At 44.7% G+C, this 19,633-nt stretch carries 22 protein-coding genes; 19 read left to right on the top strand and 3 right to left on the bottom strand.

The window, feature by feature from the left end:
- The first annotated feature begins 70 nt into the window (after window positions 1-70).
- Together GJU41_RS09505 and GJU41_RS09510 are read left to right on the top strand one after the other, a co-directional pair.
- Window positions 71-1,552, top strand: a complete 1,482-nt coding sequence (locus tag GJU41_RS09505; RefSeq protein ID WP_154318433.1) for a methyl-accepting chemotaxis protein — start codon at window positions 71-73, stop codon at window positions 1,550-1,552.
- A gap of 77 nt (window positions 1,553-1,629) precedes the next feature.
- On the top strand, window positions 1,630-1,902 hold the full coding sequence (locus GJU41_RS09510) for a hypothetical protein (RefSeq protein ID WP_070875404.1): 273 nt from the start codon (window positions 1,630-1,632) through the stop codon (window positions 1,900-1,902).
- A 78-nt stretch (window positions 1,903-1,980) separates the two neighbouring features.
- Here the strand turns inward: GJU41_RS09510 and GJU41_RS09515 are convergent, their stop codons facing one another.
- A complete protein-coding gene (locus GJU41_RS09515) occupies window positions 1,981-3,180 on the bottom strand; it encodes an NAD(P)/FAD-dependent oxidoreductase (protein WP_154318434.1) in 1,200 nt (399 codons plus the stop codon).
- 157 nt (window positions 3,181-3,337) lie between these two features.
- Here GJU41_RS09515 and GJU41_RS09520 point away from each other — a divergent pair, with 157 nt between their 5' ends.
- Window positions 3,338-4,324: a Gfo/Idh/MocA family protein gene (locus GJU41_RS09520; protein ID WP_070875402.1), complete on the top strand. Its 987-nt coding sequence runs from the start codon at window positions 3,338-3,340 to the stop codon at window positions 4,322-4,324.
- Between the two features lie 38 nt (window positions 4,325-4,362).
- Here GJU41_RS09520 and GJU41_RS09525 read toward each other — a convergent pair whose 3' ends face one another.
- Window positions 4,363-4,854, bottom strand: coding sequence for a hypothetical protein (locus GJU41_RS09525; RefSeq protein ID WP_154318435.1), 492 nt, complete (start codon window positions 4,852-4,854; stop codon window positions 4,363-4,365).
- Between the two features lie 93 nt (window positions 4,855-4,947).
- Here GJU41_RS09525 and GJU41_RS09530 point away from each other — a divergent pair, with 93 nt between their 5' ends.
- The 6 genes from GJU41_RS09530 to nuoH all read left to right on the top strand — a co-directional run bounded on the left by GJU41_RS09530 (window position 4,948) and on the right by nuoH (window position 9,658).
- Complete coding sequence (locus GJU41_RS09530) at window positions 4,948-5,151, top strand: hypothetical protein (protein WP_154318436.1); 204 nt, start codon at window positions 4,948-4,950, stop codon at window positions 5,149-5,151.
- Window positions 5,152-5,348: 197 nt separating this feature from the next.
- Entirely contained in the window at window positions 5,349-5,723 is a 375-nt protein-coding gene (locus GJU41_RS09535) for an NADH-quinone oxidoreductase subunit A (protein WP_070875400.1), read from the top strand.
- Complete coding sequence (locus tag GJU41_RS09540) at window positions 5,714-6,235, top strand: NuoB/complex I 20 kDa subunit family protein (protein ID WP_070875399.1); 522 nt, start codon at window positions 5,714-5,716, stop codon at window positions 6,233-6,235. Before GJU41_RS09535 ends, GJU41_RS09540 begins: the two co-directional genes overlap by 10 nt.
- Window positions 6,225-7,550 (top strand): NADH-quinone oxidoreductase subunit C, encoded by a 1,326-nt coding sequence (locus GJU41_RS09545; RefSeq protein WP_154318437.1) that lies wholly within the window; start codon window positions 6,225-6,227, stop codon window positions 7,548-7,550. Before GJU41_RS09540 ends, GJU41_RS09545 begins: the two co-directional genes overlap by 11 nt.
- Window positions 7,551-7,553: 3 nt before the next feature.
- Entirely contained in the window at window positions 7,554-8,654 is a 1,101-nt protein-coding gene (locus tag GJU41_RS09550; RefSeq protein ID WP_070875398.1) for an NADH-quinone oxidoreductase subunit D, read from the top strand.
- On the top strand, window positions 8,654-9,658 hold the full coding sequence (gene nuoH / locus GJU41_RS09555) for an NADH-quinone oxidoreductase subunit NuoH (protein ID WP_070875397.1): 1,005 nt from the start codon (window positions 8,654-8,656) through the stop codon (window positions 9,656-9,658). The genes GJU41_RS09550 and nuoH overlap by 1 nt, the downstream gene beginning before the upstream one ends.
- 203 nt (window positions 9,659-9,861) lie before the next feature.
- On the opposite strand, the gene GJU41_RS25205 is transcribed toward nuoH, so the two are convergent.
- Window positions 9,862-9,990, bottom strand: a complete 129-nt coding sequence (locus GJU41_RS25205; RefSeq protein ID WP_263596911.1) for a hypothetical protein — start codon at window positions 9,988-9,990, stop codon at window positions 9,862-9,864.
- Window positions 9,991-10,061: 71 nt separating this feature from the next.
- Here GJU41_RS25205 and nuoI point away from each other — a divergent pair, with 71 nt between their 5' ends.
- The 10 genes from nuoI to GJU41_RS09605 all read left to right on the top strand — a co-directional run bounded on the left by nuoI (window position 10,062) and on the right by GJU41_RS09605 (window position 19,621).
- On the top strand, window positions 10,062-10,481 hold the full coding sequence (gene nuoI, locus GJU41_RS09560) for an NADH-quinone oxidoreductase subunit NuoI (RefSeq protein WP_070875395.1): 420 nt from the start codon (window positions 10,062-10,064) through the stop codon (window positions 10,479-10,481).
- 2 nt (window positions 10,482-10,483) lie between these two features.
- Window positions 10,484-10,996 (top strand): NADH-quinone oxidoreductase subunit J, encoded by a 513-nt coding sequence (locus GJU41_RS09565; protein ID WP_170292793.1) that lies wholly within the window; start codon window positions 10,484-10,486, stop codon window positions 10,994-10,996.
- Window positions 10,993-11,307 (top strand): NADH-quinone oxidoreductase subunit NuoK, encoded by a 315-nt coding sequence (gene nuoK / locus GJU41_RS09570; protein WP_070875394.1) that lies wholly within the window; start codon window positions 10,993-10,995, stop codon window positions 11,305-11,307. Before GJU41_RS09565 ends, nuoK begins: the two co-directional genes overlap by 4 nt.
- A gap of 30 nt (window positions 11,308-11,337) precedes the next feature.
- Entirely contained in the window at window positions 11,338-13,206 is a 1,869-nt protein-coding gene (gene nuoL, locus GJU41_RS09575) for an NADH-quinone oxidoreductase subunit L (protein ID WP_154318438.1), read from the top strand.
- Window positions 13,203-14,720, top strand: coding sequence for a complex I subunit 4 family protein (locus GJU41_RS09580; protein WP_154318439.1), 1,518 nt, complete (start codon window positions 13,203-13,205; stop codon window positions 14,718-14,720). The genes nuoL and GJU41_RS09580 overlap by 4 nt, the downstream gene beginning before the upstream one ends.
- Window positions 14,721-14,726: 6 nt before the next feature.
- Entirely contained in the window at window positions 14,727-16,217 is a 1,491-nt protein-coding gene (nuoN, locus tag GJU41_RS09585; RefSeq protein WP_154318440.1) for an NADH-quinone oxidoreductase subunit NuoN, read from the top strand.
- 148 nt (window positions 16,218-16,365) lie between these two features.
- Entirely contained in the window at window positions 16,366-16,596 is a 231-nt protein-coding gene (locus GJU41_RS09590) for a DUF1146 family protein (RefSeq protein WP_070875390.1), read from the top strand.
- Window positions 16,597-16,782: 186 nt separating this feature from the next.
- Complete coding sequence (locus GJU41_RS09595; RefSeq protein ID WP_170292756.1) at window positions 16,783-17,523, top strand: YwmB family TATA-box binding protein; 741 nt, start codon at window positions 16,783-16,785, stop codon at window positions 17,521-17,523.
- A gap of 32 nt (window positions 17,524-17,555) precedes the next feature.
- On the top strand, window positions 17,556-18,860 hold the full coding sequence (murA, locus tag GJU41_RS09600) for a UDP-N-acetylglucosamine 1-carboxyvinyltransferase (RefSeq protein ID WP_070875388.1): 1,305 nt from the start codon (window positions 17,556-17,558) through the stop codon (window positions 18,858-18,860).
- Between the two features lie 323 nt (window positions 18,861-19,183).
- Window positions 19,184-19,621: a VanZ family protein gene (locus tag GJU41_RS09605; protein ID WP_170292757.1), complete on the top strand. Its 438-nt coding sequence runs from the start codon at window positions 19,184-19,186 to the stop codon at window positions 19,619-19,621.
- Window positions 19,622-19,633 lie beyond the last annotated feature (12 nt).

The raw sequence follows: 19,633 nt of genomic DNA on the forward strand, positions 1-19,633 counted from the left end.
TGGAGATATAAATAAAGTGAAAGCGCTGTCGATATAAAAAATAAAAGATCATGATTACAGGGGAGAAATTATGACAGCTTTAGAAAAAGTGAAATACGAAGATTTGAAGAGCAAGAACAAGCTGATGCTTTTTACATTTGGAACTTCCGCTCTTTTGGCTTTTATTTATGTCCTTATGACAAAACAATTCGAACAAAGTCCTGTCTATTTAACGGAACTTATTTTACTCATTTTGTTTTATGTGCTATTCCACTTTATTATAAAGAAAGAATTCTTATTTCCGTATTTCAGCGTTGTGATGATCTATAGTGCTACTACAGTGTCGATCTTTATAACAGGGGCGAATCTTTCATTAGTTGCTATTATGCTATTTCTGGCCATCTTTTCAGCGGTTCAATACCATCCCATTGTGTTTGCCATCGGTTATATAGCTGGCTTTATTGGACTAATAGTGAATGCACTTGTCCCATCTAAGGAACAAGCAATTATTCTGGACAGCATTGGGGCGATCATGATCACATATGTCTTGGCCGGCATTCTTCTTGGTGTTTTAATCCGCTTAAACAATAAGCAATTTAAACAGCTTCAGGACTTCATTGCAGGTGCAGAGGCCGATGCAAAAATGAAAGAAGAGCAAAAACAAAACCTTGAAAGGGAAGTAGGCAGTATAGCGGATCACATTACAAAAGTGAATGACCGTGTGCAGCAAAATGCAAGAGCGCAGGCTGAAATGACGATTGCCATTAATGAGGTATCAGCTGGAAGCCAGATTCAAAGCGAACAAATCAGTGAGATTGCCGAGAACGCACATAATAATATGCTTTCGATAAAAGAACTGAGTGAAATATCAGCACGTTTGAATCAAGATTCCAAGCAGGCAAGCGACATAGCTGACAAAAGCGGAGAAAAGGTCGTTCAGCTTTCGAACCAAATGGATCACCTGCAAGAGGTAGTAGTCGCATTAAATGAGACCTTCAAGCTTCTTAATTTAAAAATAGACGAAACCAATCAATTCACAAATAACATCAGACAAATCACGGAGCAAACAAACTTACTTGCCTTAAACGCTTCGATTGAAGCTGCAAGAGCGGGAGAAGCCGGAAAAGGATTTTCTGTTGTCGCTCAGGAAATCCGCAAGCTTGCCGAACTGACGAATGACACAACGAAGAAAATCACTGAGAATCTAAAGCAAGTCAATCAAACAAGTGCAGAGGCCGAGGAGAAAATGACCGTTAGCAGCACTAACTTATCAAGCAGCGTTCAGTTTACAAAAGAGGTAAGTGCAAGCTTCAGCCAATTGAAGGGGAAATTGCAGAATATCACCCAGAGCTTTAGCGGGTTTGAAGCTATTGCACAAGATGTTGAAGCTAATACAATCAGTGTCGAAAGATCTACAAACGAACTTGCCGCCATCATTGAAGAAGCTTCAGCAAGCATGGAAGAGATGAGTGCAACAATTGAAACACTTAACGATGACAATAAGAAAATCGCAAGCTTTATGAATGAAACAGCTCAAAGTGCGGATAAAATTCAACAAAGCACGAAGGAATAAAATTTTATGTTTTGTGGATTATGAGAGCGGGTAATTAAAAGTAAGCAACAAATTGCTAGACGAAAGGAGCAAATTGTATGAGACAGAAAACATTAATTTCAGGAATTGCCTTATCAACAGTCGGAGTCGGAGTGACATCCTATTTGTTAAAGGATAAGTCTAACCGTCAAAAGGTAACAGGATTCGTGAATAGCGCCAAAAACAAGATTCCATATTTTGCACGCAAAAACACTGATTCATTCCCTGTTGAAAAAGCGGGTCATCCAGATCCTCAAGATATTGATGATAATAACATGGTCTCAGAAGGCTCCATGTATCCCGTTCAATACTATGATGAAAAGAAGAAATAAATAGAACAGCATTGCCAGATGGCGGTGCTGTTTTTTTTGCGTTTGCATAAAAAAAGGAAAAGTCATAGCTTTTCCTTTTTATCTGTCCAATCTCACAATCTCTGCATCAGGGTGAGAGTCATAAAGAATCAGATCCTTCAAGATTTCAGCCCCAAGCATGGAATAGACCGTTCCATTTCCCCCATAGCCAAGACAGTAATAAACGTTGTCTTTCTTTGGATGCTTTCCGATGAACGGCAATCCGTCGTCTGATTCGCCAAAGCTTGCGCCCCATACGGAATCCACTTCCATTTCATAGCTCGGATAATGCTCATTGATTTTATCCAAGAGCCGCTGACCGCGTTCGCGGATGATTTCCTCATTTGTTGGAGCTTCCATTTTTTCTTCATCCAGGCCTCCGGCTACAATTCTGCCGTCAACCGTTGTCCTCATATAGAAATAGGGACGTTTCGTTTCCCAAATCAGGCTCCGGTCTTCCCAATGATCAAGAAACTTCACTGGCGTTGTCACAATTGCATATGTTCTGTTCACTTCAGCACCAAGTTTTTTCGCAAAAGGAATCGTTTCATAGCCGGTCGAATGAATCACTTTTTTAGCAGCAATTCTCCCATGCGGGGATTGAAAATAGACGTATTCATCATCTCTGTCAGTCTCTTCAATTTCGGTGTTCTCAAAAATACGCACACCCTTCTGATGAGCGTGTTCCATTAATGCTTGAATGAATTTATATGGATTCACTTCAGCATCGCCATCTGTCAAAAGAGCAGCCGGCTTCTCAAATCCGAATCGCTCTTTGATTTCATCTTTTTTCAAAAACTCTGCAGGAAAACCGTGCTTAGATAGAGCTTTAAACTCTCTTTTCAGTTTTGATTTGTCGCCAGAGGTGCTTGCATAGTACAAGCTTTTTCTTCTGATGAAATCGACTTCCTTGGGCAGACTTTTAGCTGCAAGCTCGAGCTCATCTACCGCTTTTAAGCACATTTTATAAAATCGGACCGCTTGCTCTTCGCCCATTTTTTTGATGAATTCATGCAGCATCGTGTCATTTGAAAACTGCAGCAGCCCCGTATTGGCACTTGAACTGCCGCTGCCGACGGTTCTTTTTTCGACTACTATTGTATTTAAATCATATTTTGAAAGGGTATGGGCGCACAAAGCACCTGACATTCCGCCTCCAACGATGAGAACATCGCATGTGATTGTATCTTGAAGTTCAGGGTATGCCTGGATGTCATTGACCGTTTTAGGCCAGTATAGAGAACCGTTATGCAGCTTCATTCGTTTTCCTCCTTAGGATGATAACAAGCATATTCCCTCTTTTATCCAAAGAAAAAACCTCTCTAATTAAAATTTTCTCTAAAAATAGAAAAGGAAATCAGGTGTTCGAAAAGGAAGTTACTATTATGTATGAAAAACTTCCGGGAGGGAAAACAAAATGATTTCAGTAGCTATGCTTAGCAAATGGCACGTTCATGCCGTTGATTATGAAAGAGATATACATAACAGTTCTAAATTGAACATTACTCAAGTATGGGATGAGGACAAAGAAAGAGGGCAGCAATGGGCCAATGAACTGAATGTTCCATTTGAGCCCGAGCTTGAGAAGGTGCTCTGCAACCCTGCCATCGAAGGGGTGGTTGTTGATACACCGACTAACATGCACAAGGATGTCATTATCAAAGCAGCACAGCATGGAAAACACGTTTTTACAGAAAAAGTACTGGCATTAACAGCAGCGGATTGCAAAGAGATCTTTGAAGCTGTCCAGAAAGCGGGAGTGACCCTTGTGGTCTCGATGCCAAGACTAAGCACTGATTATTACCTTTATGCTGAACAAGCGCTGAAAGAAGGCTTAATCGGAGAACTCAAAATGGCAAGATGCCGTGTCGCTCATAACGGTTCAGTGCCTTCTGCGGAAAACCCTGAAGGATGGCTGCCGGCGCACTTCTACAATGCCGAGCAATGCGGCGGAGGTGCTCTTATCGATTTAGGCGCACATCCGATTTACTTGCTCAACCGTCTCGCAGGAAAACCTAAAGAAGTATCCGCTCATTTTGACTATGTCTATTCAAAAGAAGTCGAAGACCAGGCGTCTGTACTCGTTTCCTATGAGAACGGCGTAACTGGAGTGCTCGAAACCTCATTCGTTTCACATGGAAGTCCGTTTTATCTTGAATTGTACGGAACCGAAGGATGCCTGCTGATTCAGGATGGAAAAGTCGAACTCAGAAATGGCGAAGGTACACATGTGATCGAGCAGCTGCCAAAAGAGCTGCCAATTCCAATGGAGCAATGGGCAGACGCCATCCAGTCTGGAAAAACACCATTTATTTCGAATGAAGATGCTTTGCTGCTAACGGCAGTGAATGAAGCGGCGATTCAGTCGAATGTGGAAAAACGTAGAGTTTCAATCCAATTATAAAAAGAAAACAGCTGGAGAACTCTCCAGCTGCTTTTCCATCATTTTTTACCTTTTTTCTCATAACGCTTATACAACTTGTAGATCTTCTGTTCAGATGCATCCTTTGCAGTCATGTAATGATCTTCAAACAGGTTCGAAAAATAAGTCGCAGAGCGTCCGCACTGCAGTCCCATCACGTAGGCGCCTTCAGTAAACGAATATTCTTTGACCAGCCATGAAGCTTCATCCAAATGAATCGTGACGACTTCACCAAAGTAAATGCTCATGCATTCTTCCAAGTCCCCAATAGACAGCTGAAAGTCACGAAACTTATTTTCCTGAAAAAATGAAAAGTACACTTCTTCAAGCTGGATTAAACTTTTTACAGAATAGTTTAATGTTAAGCCGAGTTCTGCATATATATCTTCTAAAAGAGACAAGTTCTCTTTCCGTTGTTCATAGTAATACACTTTGGCCAATTCTTCATTTTCAAAGACAGGCAAATTCCTGCCATAATCTGTTTCAATTTGATGATTATAAGATTCTAGCATTCTGTCACCTCTCATCTTTTGTTCACTAGCAAGTATATCATCCTGATGACTTTAATAGAGCAGCTTACATTAAAGCTACAAGGGAGGTGGAATTTGGAAAATAAAAGTGCTTATGTCAATTACGATGCAGAACGGGCTGCACCGCATTTCGGTGGTGTCCAGCTTCACCTCCTAACTCCTCGGCCAGAACGGCTCCGAAAGTATTGGCAAAAAGCGCCTTTTCTGTCGGATCCTTATCTGTCTGTCGGAGCTAAGCAGTCGGTTCAGCACTTCGTGGTGTCCGGCTTCACCTCCTAACTCCTCGCCCAGAACGGCTCCGAAAGTATTGGCAAAAAGCGCCTTATCTGTCGGATCCTTATCTGTCTGTCGGAGCTAAGCAGTCGGTTCAGCACTTCGTTATCTATACACAAATTGGATAATGATGTTATAATGTTAGCGATTACATTTATAATATTTTGAAAGTTCTACTATTTTTAACATAACGGGGGAAATGGATGGAATCACTAAACGTATATTTGAATAATTACTTAATCGTTGTCGTTTTCCTGCTCCTTGGCATTTTACTTCCTGTTGTTGCGCTTGGAATCGGCCGGATTCTGAGGCCCAGTGCACCAAGTGAAGCAAAAGCAACCACATACGAAAGCGGAATTGATCCATACCATGATTCACGCGTGCAGTTTAATGTCCGCTATTATATGTTTGGCCTCATGTTTGTTATTTTTGACGTAGAAACGGTGTTTTTATATCCATGGGCAGTCGCATATGAGAAGTTAGGCGTGTTTGCCCTCATTGAGATGCTCATTTTTGTCATCATGCTCGTGATCGGGCTAGTCTACGCATGGAAGAAGAAGGTGCTGAAATGGACTTAAATGTAACGAATATTCCACACGATGAAATGGAAGAACTGAAGCGCAGCGTCTTTTTAACAACGCTTGAAGAGCTGAAGGGATGGGCGAGAAGCAATTCCCTCTGGCCGCTCACGTTCGGACTTGCCTGCTGTGCAATCGAAATGATGGGTGTCGGCTCGTCCCACTATGACCTGGACCGCTTCGGATCCTTTTTCCGGACATCACCGCGCCAGTCCGATGTCATGATTGTCTCTGGAACGGTGACGAAAAAAATGGCCCCGGTCCTAAAGCGTCTCTATGATCAAATGCCTGAACCTAAATGGGTGATTGCCATGGGCTCTTGCGCAACAGCCGGAGGTCCCTATATTAAATCATACGCCGTTGTAAAAGGAGTCGACCAGATTGTACCGGTAGATGTATACATTCCGGGCTGTCCTCCTAATCCTGCTGCCCTCATTTACGGAATTAATAAGCTAAAAGAAAAAATCCGTTATGAGGCGAAAACAGGGAGTGAAATAATCCATGAGCGATGAGAAAGACCTCCAGCAGCTGAAGCGGGAAGCCGCTCAAAAAGCGAAGGAAGCTGCTCTGAAAAAGCTCGCTGAAAAGCAGGCAAACCAAGAAAACCCGCCTTCAGACAGCAACGATCTTGCGAAACAAAAGGCGGCAGCTGCTGCAAAGGCAAAGGCAGCGGCATTAGCGAAACAAAAAGCACAGGAAGCGAAAGCGAATGAAACAATAGATGACGCAAGCCTTGCGAAGCAAAAAGCGGCAGCTGCAGCAAAAGCGAAAGCCGCTGCACTGGCAAAACAAAAGGCCAAGGAAACAGAGGAACCGGCTGATGAGGCAGCTCTCGCAAAACAGAAAGCGGCAGCCGCCGCAAAAGCAAAAGCCGCAGCCCTCGCAACACAGAAAGCCAAGCAAGCAGAAGGGGCCGGAAACGAATCAACAGATGACCTCGCCCTTGCGAAACAAAAAGCAGTCGCAGCAGCAAAAGCAAAAGCCGCAGCCCTAGCAAAACAGAAAGCCAAGCAAGCAGAAGGGGCCGGAAACGAATCAGCAGACGACCTCGCCCTTGCGAAACAAAAAGCAGTCGCAGCTGCCAAAGCAAAGGCCGCAGCACTCGCCAAGCAAAAAGCAAAAACAGAAGGTGCACCTGCAGATGATTTAGCCAAGCAAAAAGCAGCCGCTGTTGCCAAAGCGAAAGCTGCAGCCGCCGCAAAAGCAAAGGCTTCCCGTGAAAATCTTTCCGATGATGAATTGGCTAATGAGAAGGCAAAAGCCATCGCTGCTGCAAAAGCAAAAGCCGCTGCCGCAGCTAAAGCAAAAAAACTAACTCCAGACGAGCAGCCTCAACAAGAAGAACCTTCACCTAATGAGCCCATTTTAAATAAGTATGTAAAAGTGATCGGGGAGCAGCTCGGTAAAGACGTTTTGGAAGAATCCTATATTAATAGGCTGTCTAAAGATGTCCCGACACTTGTTGCAAAAAAAGAATCCTATTTTTCCATCGCGAAGTTTCTGAAAGAACATGAAGAATTGTCTTTTGATTACGTTTCTGAACTGCATGGCACCGATTTTCAAACGCATATGGAAATGTACGTTTATCTTTTTTCCTATGTCCATCGCCATACAGTCGTCCTGAAAGTAAAGCTTGACCGCGACAATCCTGAAATTGATTCCCTCGAACCGCTTTGGAAAGGGGCGGACTGGCCTGAGCGCGAAGCATTTGATTTGCTTGGCATTCATTTTGCCGGCCACCCGAATTTAACGAGAATTATGATGCCTGATGATTGGGTCGGCCATCCTCTTCGCAAAGATTATGAACCCTATGATGTGGAGGTGTAGCTTTTGATACGGACAGAAGAAATGCTCCTGAATGTTGGACCGCAGCACCCGAGTACACATGGCGTGTTCCGGCTTGTGATCAAGATTGACGGAGAAATCATTAAAGAAGCTACACCGGTTATCGGCTATTTACATAGAGGCACTGAAAAGCTTGCGGAAAATCTGCAATACACACAAATCATTCCTTATACAGACCGCATGGATTATCTGTCTGCCATGACGAACAATTATGTCATCTGCCATGCTGTGGAAACGATGACAGGCATTCAGGTTCCGGAGCGGGGAGAGTATTTACGGGTGATTGCGATGGAGCTCGGACGAGTCGCAAGCCACCTTGTCTGGTGGGGCACCTATTTGCTTGATATTGGGGCAGTCAGTCCATTTTTATATGCCTTCCGCGAGCGGGAAATGATTATCAATCTGCTGACAGAGCTTTCAGGAGCGAGACTGACCTTCAATTACATGAGGGTCGGCGGCGTGAAGTGGGATGCGCCGGAGGGCTGGACACAAAAGGTGGCAGAATTCATTCCTTATATGAGAGAGCAGCTGAAAGGCTATCACGATCTCGTGTCAGGAAATGAAATCTTTTTAAATCGTGTAAAAGGAGTCGGCATCTACACGAAAGAAGAGGCGCTTGCTTACTCCTTAAGCGGCGCAAATCTGCGCTGCACAGGCGTGAAATGGGACCTTCGAAAGGATGAACCCTACTCAATTTATGACCGGTTTGATTTTGACGTTCCTGTCCGGACAAAGGGGGATGCCTTTGCCCGCTACGAATGCCGGATGGAAGAGATCGAGGAATCCTTGAAAATCTTAGAGCAGGCAGTAGAACAAATCCCGGCTGATGGGCCGATCATCGCAAAAGTGCCAAAAATCATTAAAGCACCTAAAGGAGAGGCGTATGTAAGAATCGAATCTCCGCGCGGTGAAATCGGCTGCTATATTGCAAGTGAAGGAAAAAAAGAGCCGTACCGTTTGAAATTCAGGCGTCCGTCCTTTTACAATCTGCAGATCCTGCCAAAGCTTTTGGAAGGAGAAAACATGTCAAACCTCATTACCATTCTCGGTGCCATTGACATCGTTCTTGGGGAGGTGGACGGCTAATGGTGGAGGGCCTGCTTCAATCATCGCCGGGCATAGGCAACTTTGCGATCTTCTTTGGGCTTGCGACAGCATTCCTGTTCGTTGTCCTAGGCTTTGTCACTTATGGCATCCTGGCAGAGCGCAAGGTCATGGGTTTCATGCAGGGACGCATCGGCCCCAACCAGGTTGGGGGCAGATGGGGTCTGCTGCAGACAGTGGCAGACGTTTTAAAGCTTCTGATAAAAGAAGACACGATCCCAAAGCTTGCTGACAGGCCGCTGTTTATTCTCGCTCCTGTCATCGCTTTTGCTCCGGCATTCATCGTACTATCAACGATTCCGTTTACTGATGCCTTTCAGTTTGCTGATCTGGGTGTCGGCCTGCTTTTTTACATCGCCATATCGGGCTTAACAACGATTGGCATTGTAACAGGAGGATGGGCTTCAAATAACAAATACTCGCTGCTTGGCGGCATGCGGGCAGCAGCTCAAATGATTTCCTATGAGATTCCGCTTGTTATGTCTGTAATCGGGGTTGTCCTGTTATCAGGAAGCCTGAACTTAAATACGATTGTAGACGCTCAAGAGGACGTCTGGTTTATCTTCCTCCAGCCGATTGGATTTCTCATATTCCTGATTGCTTCAGTGGCAGAGTTAAACAGAACACCGTTTGACTTGCCTGAAGCAGAGTCAGAGCTCGTTGCCGGTTATCATGTCGAGTACTCCGGCTTCCGCTGGGCATTCTTCATGCTTTCAGAATACGTATACTTCTTTGCGATGGCATCCTTAACAACCGTTCTCTTTTTAGGCGGATGGCATCCCGTTGCGTTTCTTGATTTTATCCCAGGCGCAATCTGGTTCGGCCTCAAATTCAGCGTGGTCATTTTCATCCTCATCTGGTTCCGCGTCACATTTCCGCGGATCCGCGCTGATCAGCTGATGGAATTCGGTTGGAAAGTGCTGCTTCCGGTCGCACTCGCGAATATTTTTATCACGGCGATAGTGAAGGAGATTTTCTTTAAATAGGAGACAGTTGGAAAAAAGAAAGTAAATTCTTCGATTCGGCAAGTAAATTAAAGATTTTGGCTAGTAAAAGAGGCATTCTGGACAGTATTCAACCTGAATTGGAAAGTAAACTGCAGAATCTAAGCGCTGGCCCAATTCAAAACCGATTTTAAAAATTAAATACCCAAAACCGTCTTCGATAAAAGAGCATTTTACAATGGTTATTACTTGGATTTAGGAGGAAGCTGGAAAAAAGAAAGTAAATCCACTATTCTGGCAAGTAAATCCGGAATTCCTGCAAGTAAAACGAGCATTCCTGCAAGTATCCGGCCAAGATCGGCAAGTAAAAGCAAGAAACAACCGCCGCAGCCCGGCCTAAACCCGGCACAGCGGCCCAATCTTCACAAATTAAAGGGGTGAGAGCATGCGAGGCTTAGCAAAAGGTTTAACGTATACCCTGAACAACTTGACGAAGAAAAAAGTGACGTATGATTACCCGAACGATGCCCTGGCGCTGCCTGACAGGTTCCGCGGCATTCAGAAGTTTTATCCGGAAAAGTGCATTGTCTGCAATCAGTGTGCGAATATCTGCCCGACAGATTGCATTGAGCTGACGGGGAAGAAGCATCCGGATCCGGCGAAAAAAGGGAAAATCATTGATACGTATGATATTAACTTTGAAATTTGTATCTTATGCGATCTTTGCACAGAGGTTTGCCCGACAGAAGCCATCGTGATGACGAATAACTTTGAGCTTGCGGAGTACAGCCGCGATCAGCTTTTTAAAAATCTCGAGTGGCTGGATGAAAATGATGAGAATATCAGGGAGGAGAATAAGGTGTGAGTATAACCGGAGAGTATGTAGCCTTTGTCGGACTCGCCATGGTGGCAATCGGGGGCGGCATTCTCATGCTGAATGTGACAAAAGTGGTTCATATGGTCGTATCGCTGGTGTTTACGTTCGTGAGTATTGCCGGATTATATGTTCTTCTCTCCGCCGAATTTGTCGCAGCTGTCCAAATCTTAATCTACTCGGGTGCGATCACGATCATCATGCTGTTCGGCATTATGCTTACACGACATGAGGACGAGGAGCAGTCCGCAGCGGGCACAGGAAGAAAGCTCATAACGTTTCTTGGAATCGCTGCGTTTGCGCTCGTTATGTACCTTGGAATCTATGATCTCAAGCTCGGTGAGCCGACTGCCAATCTGCATGTGAAAAATACAGAGCAAATCGGAATTTCTCTTTATTCGCATTTTGTCATTCCGTTTGAGCTCACATCGGTTCTTTTGCTTGTTGCACTAGTTGGAGCAATCATTCTGGCGAAAAAAGATGAGAATAAGGAGGACAAAAAATGAGCTCGATTCCATTATCCGCTTTCCTTGTTCTCGCACTGATCCTTTTTTGCATCGGCTTATACGGGGCGCTGACGAAACGAAATACGGTCATCGTGCTGATTTCAATCGAGCTGATGCTGAATGCTGCCAACATTAACCTGGTTGCCTTCAGCAAATACGGCGTCGTACCTGATATTACCGGACAGGTTTTTTCACTCTTTACGATCACGATCGCAGCAGCAGAGGCAGCTGTTGGACTTGCCATCCTATTTGCCCTGTACCGCAACCGGAGATCCGTCAATATTGATGACTATAATTCTATGAAGCACTAAAACCTCTAAACAAGAAGGGGATTGAATACAATGATGCCATATGCCTGGATGATCCCGCTGTTCCCGCTTGTCTCATTCCTTGTGCTGCTTCTGTACGGCAAACGCCTGAGGGAGGGCAGTGCCTTTGTAGGAAGCACTCTTATGCTTCTCGCATTTGCAGGATCGCTCGCTGTTTTGTTCGAACGATTTACACAGCCAACCTATAAAGCAGAAACCGTGTGGCTCACAATTGGCGATTTTGAGCTGACAGCGGGTTTTGAAATCAATCAATTAAATGCCTTGATGCTGGTGATCGTTTCGCTTGTCAGCTTAGCTGTACATATTTATTCAAAAGGATATATGCATGGAGACGGGCGCTTTCCTGTTTTTTATGCGTACCTAGGTTTATTTACCTTCAGCATGCTCGGGCTTGTCATGACGACAAACCTGCTTCAGCTCTATATCTTTTGGGAACTCGTCGGAGTCGGTTCCTTCTTATTGATCGGTTTCTATTTTTATAAAGAAGAAGCGAAGGCAGCTGCAAAAAAAGCCTTTATCATGACCCGGATCGGGGATGTCGGTCTGTTCATCGGGATGCTCCTCCTCTTTTGGCAGGTCGAAAGCTTTGAATATGATCAGATCTTTGCGAGTGTGGCAGATGGCAAAGTACCGCTTGATATGATTACCTTGATCAGCCTCTTGATTTTCATCGGTGCAATTGGAAAGTCAGGACAATTTCCGCTCCATTCATGGCTTCCGGATGCGATGGAAGGACCGACGCCTGTTTCTGCGCTTATCCATGCGGCGACAATGGTTGCGGCCGGTGTTTATTTAGTTGCTCTCATGTATCCGCTATTTGCCGCCAGTGAAACGGCTCTCCAGGCAGTAGCTACTATTGGAGCCTTCACCGCTATTTTTGCTGCAAGCATCGGCCTTGTGCAAAAAGACATCAAACGCGTGCTTGCGTATTCGACTGTCAGTCAGCTTGGCTACATGATGCTGGCACTTGGTTCCGCAGGCTATGCCGCGGGTGTTTTTCATTTAATGACACACGCCTTTTTTAAAGCCCTGCTGTTTCTTGCAGCGGGCAGTGTGATTCACGCTGTTCATACACAAAACATCGATGAGATGGGCGGCTTGTGGAAAAAACTGAAATTCACAGGTCCGCTGTTTTTGATCGGAACGCTGGCCATAAGCGGAGTCCCGCTCTTCTCAGGATTTTTCAGTAAAGATGAAATTCTGATAGCAGCATGGACACATGGAAATCCTGCCCTTTTCTGGCTGGCACTCATCGCCGCCTTTTTCACTGCTTTTTATATGTTCAGGCTCTTCTTCCTCGTTTTCACGGGGAGGCCGAAAACAGAGCTTTCAAGTGTAAAAGAATCACCGTCCAATATGCTGCTTCCAATGAGCATCCTTGCCGTTCTCGCCATTTTCTCAGGCTACAGCAACACTCCTTGGTTCGGCACGTTTCTTGGTGATTGGCTGACGGAAGGATCGCCGCAGCTTGGCCACGGTCATATTGAAGGACCGCTATGGATTATGGCCGCAGCAACGGCCGTCTCTCTGCTTGGCATCTTGCTTGCTTACATGATTTACAGCAAACAAACGATCTCAGCGGAAAAAATAAGATCGCGGATGCCAATGATTCACTCGGTGCTTAAAAATAAATATTTCATTGATGAACTGTATGGAATGACGGTGATTTGGCTTACGAACACCATCAGCGTCTTCTGCAAGTACCTCGAAAAATTCCTGGTTGAGGGTGCTGTAAAAGGTGTAGCGGGCATTGTCCGCTCAGCCGGCGCCTTCGGTTCGAAAATGCAGAACGGCCAGGTGCAGATGTATGGAACCGTGGCCTTTGTCGGACTCGCTATTTTACTCGTTCTATATGCGGTGACAGGGGGGAACTTTTTTTGACATCCATTCTGCTTACGGCCCTGGTTTTCTCACCTGTCCTTGGCATCATCGTTCTTGCTTTTATGAATAAAGATCAGGAAACCCCGCTAAAACTGGTCGGATTCTTGGCGACTCTGCCTGCCGTCCTATTATCTGGCATTCTGTTTGCGCAATATCAGCTCGGCAGCGACCTCGCGCGATTTGCCGAAAAACATAGATGGATTGCGTTTGGCCAATACAGCGACATGCAGCCTGGGGTGTTTACGGTAGATTATGAGCTTGCACTTGACGGTTTTTCGCTGATTATGGTGCTGCTCACATCGATTCTCGCGGCTCTCGCTGCAGCGGCCTCTGTTTCCATTAAGAAGAACTGGAAAAGCTATTTTATGCTGCTGCTACTTCTTGAAGTCGGCATGCTAGGCGTCTTCATGGCCCAGAATCTGATTCTTTTCTTCATCTTCTTTGAAATCACGCTGATTCCGATGTTCTTTCTCATCGGAAAATGGGGATTCATGGCCCGCGAAAAAGCAGCGTATCAATTTTTGCTGTATAACGGATTTGGGTCAGCGATCCTGCTGATTGTGATCATCCTGCTCTTTTCTAAAACCGGGACAACAAATATCGATTTGCTCGGCCAATTGCTGAATACGCCGGACGTTCAGCTGATCGGACCGATCTCAGACGATTTTAAGCTTGGATTGCTGATTGCCCTCATCGCGGCATTTGGAGTAAAGCTTCCGATCTTCCCGCTGCATACGTGGATGCTGCGAGTGCATGTTCAGGCGCCGCCGCCAATTGTGATGCTGCATTCGGGCATTCTTTTGAAAATTGGAGCATTCGGTTTAATGAAATTCGGACTTGGCTTATTCCCGGACGAGTTTTCAAAGCTAAGCACGATTTTAATTGTGCTTGGACTTGTGAATCTTCTGTACGGAGCGTTTCTGGCGCTCATCCAGAATGAGTTGAGAATGGTGCTTGCTTATTCAAGTATTTCGCATATGGGAATCGTGCTCATCGGACTTGGCGCATTAAACGAAGCGGGAATACAGGGAGCGATTTTCCAGGTAGTTTCACACGGACTGATCTCTGCCCTGTTGTTTTTCTTAGTGGGAGTGCTGCTGGAACGAACGCAAACAACGCAGCTGGATCAGCTTTCAGGCTTAGCGAAAGCCATGCCGCTCGCGGCGGGATTTTTACTGGCAGGGGCAATGGCATCACTTGGTTTACCGGGAATGTCGGGTTTCATCAGTGAACTGACGGCGTTCATGGGGGTTTTCGATCAGCATCCTGAGCTTGGGGCAATCGGAACAATCGGCATTATTTTGACCGCCGCTTATCTGTTGAGGGCCGTCCTCTCAATTACCTTTGGAGCCGAAAAAAAATCAGAGCATACGCATTATGATATGAAGTGGTACGAGATAATCCCAGTAACTGTTTTGCTGTTCTTCATTATTTTGATTGGCGTCTATCCGAATGGACTTTCCGTTCCGCTGCAGCTGACAATCGAAACCATCATGAAAGGGATAGGGGGGTGATGAACAATGGATATGGAAACCTTGCTCAACTATAAATGGAGTGTCATGACACCGGAGTTCATCATCCTCGGGACGGCGCTGCTGCTGTCGATTGTGGATCTTTTCATGAAGGAAGGCAAAAGCCGAAAATGGCTCGGATGGATTGGCTTTGCCGGCATTGCGGGCGCCATAGTTAGTCTTGCTTTCATGATTGGCGCAAAAGATACAGTGATTCTTTATGACACGTTTGTCCTGGATTCCTTTGCAAAAGCATTCAAATTCATTTTACTGCTTGGAGCAGCGCTTATTTTCCTGCTGGCCATCGATTATGAACCGCGCGAAGGGCTGAAGGAGCGGGGAGAATTCTATTACTTGCTGCTCGCAGCGCTTCTTGGAGCGATGATGATGGCATCAAGCCGGGATTTAATTACTTTATTTGTCGGCCTTGAGCTGCTGTCTATTTCCTCCTATATACTGGCGGGCTTGCGCAAAAAAAATCTAAAATCAAACGAATCAGCTCTGAAATATGTGATTAACGGCGGGATCTCAACGGCCATTACGCTTTTTGGGATGAGCTATATTTACGGTCTGACGGGAACCACAAGCCTGACAGAAATGATTCCGCAGCTGAACGCCTTAACAGAGTCAGGCTATCTCTATATTGCAGGAATATCATTCCTGCTCATTTTTGTCGGATTATCCTTTAAGATTGCAACGGTTCCTTTCCACATGTGGGCACCGGATGTGTACGAGGGAGCACCGACACCTGTTACAGCTTTTCTGAGCGCTGTTTCTAAAACAGCCGGGTTTATTATCATCCTTAGATTATGTTTGTCCGTCTTCGGCAACATTCCAGATGAAGATGGCATGCAGTCGATACTAGTTGTCTATCAAGGCTTTATCGCCGTTTTGGCTGCGATTACCATGATTGTAGGGAATACGGTCGCCTTAAGGCAGAAGAACATCAAGCGTCTGCTTGCCTATTCATCCATTGCACATGCCGGCTATGTGCTTGTCGGTTTTGTATCATTTGGCGGCTACTTTTACTTTGACGCCATCTGGTTCTACTTATTATCGTACGTCATCATGAATCTTGGCGCTTTTGCGATTGTGCAGGCTGTAGGAAGAAAAACAGGATCAGAGGATGTCACAGCTTTTGCGGGTCTGTATCACCGTTCGCCGCTTGCGGCAATCGCCGTCTCTATCTTTATCTTATCGCTTGCTGGACTCCCGGGTACGGCAGGCTTTATCGGGAAAATAACGATTTTCATGAATGCATTCACAAACAGCACGCCGCAGATCGTACTTGCTTCTATTATGATTGCGACAACCGTTGTCTCGTACTTTTATTACTTCGGCATCCTCTCCCAGGTCTTTTTTCGGAAAAAAGAAACCGAGGAGCCGTTTAAATGGAGTGCACCGCTTTTGATCGTGACGGTCATCTGCATGATTGCTACCATTCTGCTTGGAATCTTCCCGGGAGCGGCATTTGATTTTCTGAACTTGAATATTTCATAAATTTGCCACTAATCTTTACAAAAAAACCATCAAAGTGAGAGCAGAATTTTATATAATGGAAGAGGTGTAAAAGCCTCTTCTTTTTTTGTTTTCGTAAAAAGTGCTATGCTTGCTCTAAGAATAGCTACATATAGGAGTTGTTAAACCTATGCTTGATTTTAATCAGCAAGCACTGCTTGGCCTTTTGTCACATCTTGTATTCATTCCGGTTACATGGTGGGCACTGCAGGCGCTGCATATTGAAAAAGCCATGAAAAAAGGAAAAGTCATGCAAGCGCGTGCGCTGCTGATCCTGCTGACGATCGCCATCTCAGGCGCTGTAAGCAACTTTTTTCTTGATTATTTAATATGGTCCCGCCAGCTGCCTTTTTTATTTTAACGAACTTTTCAGTCAGCAAAAGGCATCCGCTTTTGTGATTCTAACGTTTAACTAATAAAGAACAGGGGAATATGACCTACAGATTACCTCAGGACAGCATGAACTTGTCTAACAATGACGACTTTTTCCACGTATACGCCCTTCTCAAACGGTAACAATGTTACTAAGGAGAGGACGTGGGTTACGATGAAGAAAGTCAGTCTGGCAATTATTATCTTTTTATTATTTCTTACAGGTACGGCTGTTGCCCAAGCTATTGGGTCGGACAAGAAAGAAGCTGAAATTGGAACGATTGTAGAAGGCATGGAAGCACAGGGAATTGATGTTAAAAAGTGGTCGATGTATTCAAAAAAAATGATTTCCGCTGAGGATCAATCTTTTGAAGAATTAACGAAACTTTTACAAACTCAATTTCGTCATTATAAGTGGTCGAATGAACGTGCGGATGGCAAGCTACATAAAGCATCGGGAATCTTTTTTAACGAAAAGACGGGATTTACAGAAAAGCTTCAAATTCAGTCAACCGACACAAACGGACAAAAACAATCGTATATCTTGTATGAGCTCAGCGGGGAAGGTTCAGGGAAAAATTGGACGCAGCTATATGAGTATGCGCAAGCTCATAGTTTCGACATTTTCCATGAAAATCCTACAATTTTCACTTGTGTAAATGGACAGCTTGATGATAAGATGAGTAGTGTTTTGCAATTGAAAGTCAATGGTTTGCTTAAACAATTTAACGCGGTGCCAGTTGAACAGCTTAAAGAAGAATCGTTCATCTCAGTATCCGCACTTACGTCAGATTGGGATCAGCTGATTCCAACAGATGAAGGCAGCATGAATATTCAAATTGCGCTCAGAGGCGCAGGATTGGGCGGTAATACTAGCGTTACAGTAGGAACACCAATCATAACGTCTGAATATTAATATATAGAAATTGGGACGCGGAGGGGAAGACCTTGGAAAAAATCATCGTCCGCGGCGGTCGTAAGTTAAACGGTACTGTTAAAGTAGAAGGTGCTAAAAATGCCGTTTTACCAGTAATCGCTGCATCTTTATTAGCCAGTGAACAAAAAAGCATAATTTGTGATGTGCCTACGCTCTCCGATGTGTATACAATCAATGAAGTGCTGCGCCATTTAGGTGCAGAAGTACACTTTGAAAATAACCAAGTGTTTGTAGATGCATCTAAAGAGCTAAATATGGAAGCTCCTTTCGAATATGTACGCAAAATGCGTGCTTCTGTTTTAGTTATGGGTCCATTACTTGCCAGAAATGGCCGTGCACGAGTGGCATTGCCAGGCGGCTGTGCGATTGGATCACGTCCAATTGATCAACATTTAAAAGGCTTCGAAGCAATGGGAGCTACTATCAAAGTTGGGAACGGATTTATCGACGCTGAAGTCTCTGGAAGACTTCGCGGGGCAAAAATCTATTTAGATTTCCCAAGCGTTGGAGCAACTGAAAATATCATCATGGCTGCAGCTCTAGCAGAAGGCACGACTATCTTAGAGAACGTAGCAAAAGAACCGGAAATCGTTGACCTTGCCAATTACATTAATGCAATGGGCGGCAAAGTACGCGGAGCCGGAACAGGCACAATTCGCATTGAAGGTGTAGAAACACTTAAAGGCGTTAAGCATCATATCATTCCTGACCGCATTGAAGCTGGAACTTTCATGGTTGCAGCAGCTATTACAGGCGGAAATGTATTGGTTCGCGGTGCTGTGCCGGAACACTTAACTTCTTTGATCGCAAAAATGGAAGAAATGGGCGTTCAAATTTCTGAAGAAGAAGACGGACTTCGTGTCATCGGACCAGAAAAACTGAAATCCATCGACATTAAAACAATGCCTCATCCAGGCTTCCCGACAGACATGCAATCTCAAATGATGGCATTGCTGCTGAGAGCTGAAGGCACTTCCATGATTACGGAAACTGTTTTCGAAAACCGCTTCATGCACGTGGAAGAATTCCGCCGCATGAATGGGGATATTAAAATTGAGGGCCGTTCAGTTATCATCAATGGTCCAGTTAATATGCAAGGTGCAGAAGTGGCAGCAACAGACTTGCGCGCTGGAGCAGCACTTGTTCTTGCAGGTTTAGTTGCAGACGGCTATACTCGTGTAACAGAGCTTAAGCACGTTGACCGCGGATACGTTGACTTCCACGGCAAACTTGCTGGAATCGGTGCTGACATCGAACGCATCACTGAAGAGAGCACTGTTAAATCCGAGCAGGCTGTAAGCGACATGAACGCATAAAATACGTACATCTAAAGAAGTTGGAGTCCTCGGATTCCAGCTTCTTTTTTGTTTAGGGAAGTATAAAATTTTTATGCATCGATGTCTAGCTCCATCGCTCAGGCTCCTCGGCCAGAACAAATCCGTCAAAAAAGGCGGGACCCGGACTTTTCTGCCGGATTCATAACTGTCTGTCAGAGCTAAACGGGCGCTTCCGCTTTTCTTGTAAAAGAAAAATACTTTATTAGTGTTGGTGTTTTTATTATGATTTATACATCACATATCACGTTTTTTTGCATAAAATAAACAGCAATTGACGACGATGAATGCGAGGGAGGGTTTTTATGAAATTCTTGACGGCTTTATTTTTAATCATCGCATTTTCATTGTTCTCGTTTACGAGTGATTTACTGTCTTTGCTGACGGGTGATTATATCGGACTCACCATTCGGAGAGACCCCGATTTTTCAGACTTATTTATCTATCATGATATTGCCCTGCACAGTAAGTTTTATGTGATCACAAAAATGGGGCACGCCTTTTTCTTTCTTTTTTTTACGATGATCATGACTTACATGTATCGGATGCGCACAGCGATCTTATGGGCGGTGTTCCTCGCTGCATCATCAGAGATCCTCCAGCTGTATACAATGCGCAGCGGCAGGATTGTTGATATGATCTATGACCTGTCAGGAGCATTAGCAGGAATTATTCTAATTAAACTCATTTCAGCTTATTCAAAACACGTGCAAATTGTCGAAGGAAATCGGCAGAAAATGTAGAAATAGACAGTG

The organism is Metabacillus idriensis, from assembly GCF_009674765.1.
Taxonomy (GTDB): domain Bacteria; phylum Bacillota; class Bacilli; order Bacillales; family Bacillaceae; genus Bacillus_P; species Bacillus_P idriensis.

Bases quoted from the DNA above. Each gene is read 5' to 3' on its own strand.
- GJU41_RS09505 (WP_154318433.1), top strand. From the start codon at position 71: ATGACAGCTTTAGAAAAAGTGAAATACGAAGATTTGAAGAGCAAGAAC.
- GJU41_RS09510 (WP_070875404.1), top strand. From the start codon at position 1,630: ATGAGACAGAAAACATTAATTTCAGGAATTGCCTTATCAACAGTCGGA.
- GJU41_RS09515 (WP_154318434.1), bottom strand. From the start codon at position 3,180: ATGAAGCTGCATAACGGTTCTCTATACTGGCCTAAAACGGTCAATGAC.
- GJU41_RS09520 (WP_070875402.1), top strand. From the start codon at position 3,338: ATGATTTCAGTAGCTATGCTTAGCAAATGGCACGTTCATGCCGTTGAT.
- GJU41_RS09525 (WP_154318435.1), bottom strand. From the start codon at position 4,854: ATGCTAGAATCTTATAATCATCAAATTGAAACAGATTATGGCAGGAAT.
- GJU41_RS09535 (WP_070875400.1), top strand. From the start codon at position 5,349: ATGGAATCACTAAACGTATATTTGAATAATTACTTAATCGTTGTCGTT.
- GJU41_RS09540 (WP_070875399.1), top strand. From the start codon at position 5,714: ATGGACTTAAATGTAACGAATATTCCACACGATGAAATGGAAGAACTG.
- GJU41_RS09545 (WP_154318437.1), top strand. From the start codon at position 6,225: ATGAGCGATGAGAAAGACCTCCAGCAGCTGAAGCGGGAAGCCGCTCAA.
- nuoH (WP_070875397.1), top strand. From the start codon at position 8,654: ATGGTGGAGGGCCTGCTTCAATCATCGCCGGGCATAGGCAACTTTGCG.
- nuoI (WP_070875395.1), top strand. From the start codon at position 10,062: ATGCGAGGCTTAGCAAAAGGTTTAACGTATACCCTGAACAACTTGACG.
- nuoK (WP_070875394.1), top strand. From the start codon at position 10,993: ATGAGCTCGATTCCATTATCCGCTTTCCTTGTTCTCGCACTGATCCTT.
- nuoL (WP_154318438.1), top strand. From the start codon at position 11,338: ATGATGCCATATGCCTGGATGATCCCGCTGTTCCCGCTTGTCTCATTC.
- nuoN (WP_154318440.1), top strand. From the start codon at position 14,727: ATGGATATGGAAACCTTGCTCAACTATAAATGGAGTGTCATGACACCG.
- GJU41_RS09590 (WP_070875390.1), top strand. From the start codon at position 16,366: ATGCTTGATTTTAATCAGCAAGCACTGCTTGGCCTTTTGTCACATCTT.
- GJU41_RS09595 (WP_170292756.1), top strand. From the start codon at position 16,783: ATGAAGAAAGTCAGTCTGGCAATTATTATCTTTTTATTATTTCTTACA.
- GJU41_RS09605 (WP_170292757.1), top strand. From the start codon at position 19,184: ATGAAATTCTTGACGGCTTTATTTTTAATCATCGCATTTTCATTGTTC.